Source organism: Pseudomonas sp. MD195_PC81_125 (assembly GCF_014060985.1).
GTDB classification, from domain to species: Bacteria; Pseudomonadota; Gammaproteobacteria; order Pseudomonadales; family Pseudomonadaceae; genus Aquipseudomonas; species Aquipseudomonas parakoreensis.
This window is the reverse complement of sequence record NZ_JABULD010000120.1, coordinates 1-2,673: the sequence shown is the minus strand read 5'-3', so window position 1 is coordinate 2,673 and position 2,673 is coordinate 1. Positions and strand designations below refer to the sequence as shown.

The following is a 2,673-nucleotide window of genomic DNA, read 5'->3' as shown; positions in this document are numbered from 1 at the left end:
GATCTTTTGACTTTCAAGAGCAAAAGATCGCAGCCTGCGGCAGCTCCTACAGGGGAGGAATCTTGTCATTTTCAGAGATTTGTCCTACAGCCTTTGCACCATGTCGGCGCACCGTTGATCCCGGTCAACGCGTGCGCCGATGTTCTGTAAGTATTTGTCGCCTAAACACAATTTACCCTGTGCGCGCCGCCATAGACTGCCGTCCACTTCGGTTTTTGCTACTTGATGGCCATGACCGAACGCCAATCGAAAGCTGCCAATAAAAGCCTCCGCACACAGGAGTAATAAATGAAGAAGCTAGTGATGTTCGGTGCCCTGGCACTGTCGATGTTGTCCCTGACCGCTGTCGCCGAAGACGCCAAACCGATTCGTCTGGGGATCGAAGCCGCTTACCCGCCATTCTCGATGAAAACCGCTGACGGCAAGCTCACCGGGTTCGATGTCGACATCGGCGATGCGCTGTGCAAACAGATGGACGTTAAATGCGTGTGGGTCGAGCAGGAGTTTGATGGCCTGATCCCGGCACTCAAGGTGAAGAAGATCGACGCGATCCTGTCCTCGATGACCATCACCGACGACCGCAAGAAGAACGTCGATTTCACCATCAAGTACTACCACACCCCGGCGCGCTTCGTGATGAAGGAAGGCTCCGGTGTCAAAGACCCGCTGACCGAGCTCAAGGGCAAGAAAGTCGGTGTACTGCGCGCCAGTACCCACGACCGCTACGCCACCGACATCGCCAAGGACGCCGGGTTTGAAGTGGTGCGCTACGGTTCGCAACAGGAAGCCAACCTGGATATGAAATCCGGTCGTCTCGACGCGATGCTGGCCGACTCGGTCAACCTCAGCGACGGCTTCCTGAAGACCGACGCCGGCAAAGGTTTCGAATTCGTCGGCCCGACCTACGAAGACGCCAAGTACTTCGGTGGCGGCGCCGGCATTGCGGTGCGCAAGGGCGATACCGAGCTGGCCGAGAAATTCAACAAGGCCATCACCGAAATCCGCGCCAATGGCGAGTACAAGAAAGTCCAGGACAAGTACTTCGACTTTGACGTGTACGGCCATTAATACGGCGTAGAAAAAGTGGTCCCGTTTGCGCGGTGGCCACTTTTTTTGTGCTCTCTTTCTACGGCGGAGATTCACTGTGGGAGCGAGCTTGCTCGCGAATGCGGTTTAACATTCAACATCTTTATTGACTGTCAGGTTGCATTCGCGAGCAAGCTCGCTCCCACAGGGATCTCATCGATCCAGATCTACCAGACTGCAGGAGTTTTCCCATGCAACGCATCGACCATGTCCTGCCCTGGAGCCACTTGGGCAGCGAACGTTCCCTCAGCGTCTTCCGTTACGGCGCGGGCAGCCGCAAGGTCTACATCCAGGCCAGTCTGCACGCCGACGAACTGCCGGGCATGCGCACCGCATGGGAACTCAAGCAACGCCTGAATGCGCTGGAGCAGCAGGGCCGTCTGCAAGGGGTGATCGAGTTGGTGCCGGTGGCCAACCCGATCGGGCTCGATCAGCATTTGCAAGGCAGCCACATGGGCCGCTTCGAGCTGGGCAGCGGCAAGAATTTCAACCGCGCGTTTGTCGAACTCAGCGCGCCAGTGGCGGCGCGCATCGGCGAGCGGCTGGGCAGCGATGCCGAGGCCAACATAGCGTTGATCCGGCAAACCATGGGCCAGGTGCTCGATGAACTGCCGGCCCCGGCCTCGCAACTGGAAGCGCTGCACCGCTTGCTGCTGCGCCATGCCTGCGACGCCGACATCACCCTCGATCTGCATTGCGATTTCGACGCGGCGATTCACATTTACGCATTGCCGCAACACTGGCCGCGCTGGCAATCGCTGGCGGCGCGACTGCAGGCCGGCGTTGCACTGTTGTGTGAAGACTCCGGCGGCAGTTCGTTCGACGAGTCGTGCTCATCGCCGTGGCTGCGTCTGGCGCGGGCGTTTCCGAACGCGGCGATTCCCCCGGCGAACCTTGCCACCACCCTGGAACTGGGCAGTATGGGCGATACCCGGGTTGATCAGGCGCAGGCCAATTGCGAAGCGATACTCGGCTTTCTCGCCGAGCAGGGGTTCATCAGCGGCGAATGGCCGGCGGCCCCGAGCGAGTGCTGCGAAGGCATGCCGTTCGAAGGCACCGAATACCTGTTCGCGCCGCACCACGGCGTGGTCAGTTTCCTGCGTAATGCCGGGGAGTGGGTCGAGCAGGGCGATGCGTTGTTCGAGGTGGTGGACCCGTTGAATGACCGCCTCACCACCGTCCGCGCCGGCACCAGCGGCGTGCTGTTTGCGATTGATCGTGGGCGTTACACCCAGCCGGGAATCTGGCAGGCCAAAGTGGCGGGGCGTGAACCGATCCGGGTGGGCAAGTTGATCAACGACTGAGTCCAGGCCTCATCCACCCCTGTAGGAGCTGCCGCAGGTGCGGATCTTTTGATCTTGCTTTTTAAAAAATCAAAGTCAAAAAGATCGCACCTGCGGCAGCTCCTACAGGGTGGGTGTGGCAGATCAAGCCTGTTAGGCTCTCCCCGAACCCGACACTCCGTGAAGGAAGGCTCTATGTTGAAGGCGTTTGCCCTGTTAACCCTGCTGGCGTCCAGCGCCGTGCATGCGCAAACCACGCTGCAAAGCGACTTGCCACTGAAATACATCGAACAGGTCCACCCGG

General features: G+C 59.4%; 2 protein-coding genes and 1 pseudogene. All 3 read left to right on the top strand.

Annotated features, from left to right (window positions below; genetic code table 11):
• The first annotated feature begins 288 nt into the window (after positions 1 to 288).
• On the top strand, positions 289 to 1,068 hold the full coding sequence (locus tag HT737_RS05080; protein WP_047293409.1) for an ABC transporter substrate-binding protein: 780 nt from the start codon (positions 289 to 291) through the stop codon (positions 1,066 to 1,068).
• A 209-nt stretch (positions 1,069 to 1,277) separates the two neighbouring features.
• Positions 1,278 to 2,390, top strand: coding sequence for a M14 family metallopeptidase (locus HT737_RS05075; protein ID WP_108183100.1), 1,113 nt, complete (start codon positions 1,278 to 1,280; stop codon positions 2,388 to 2,390).
• A gap of 174 nt (positions 2,391 to 2,564) precedes the next feature.
• A pseudogene (locus HT737_RS31725) lies at positions 2,565 to 2,673 on the top strand (phospholipase); the annotation flags it as partial.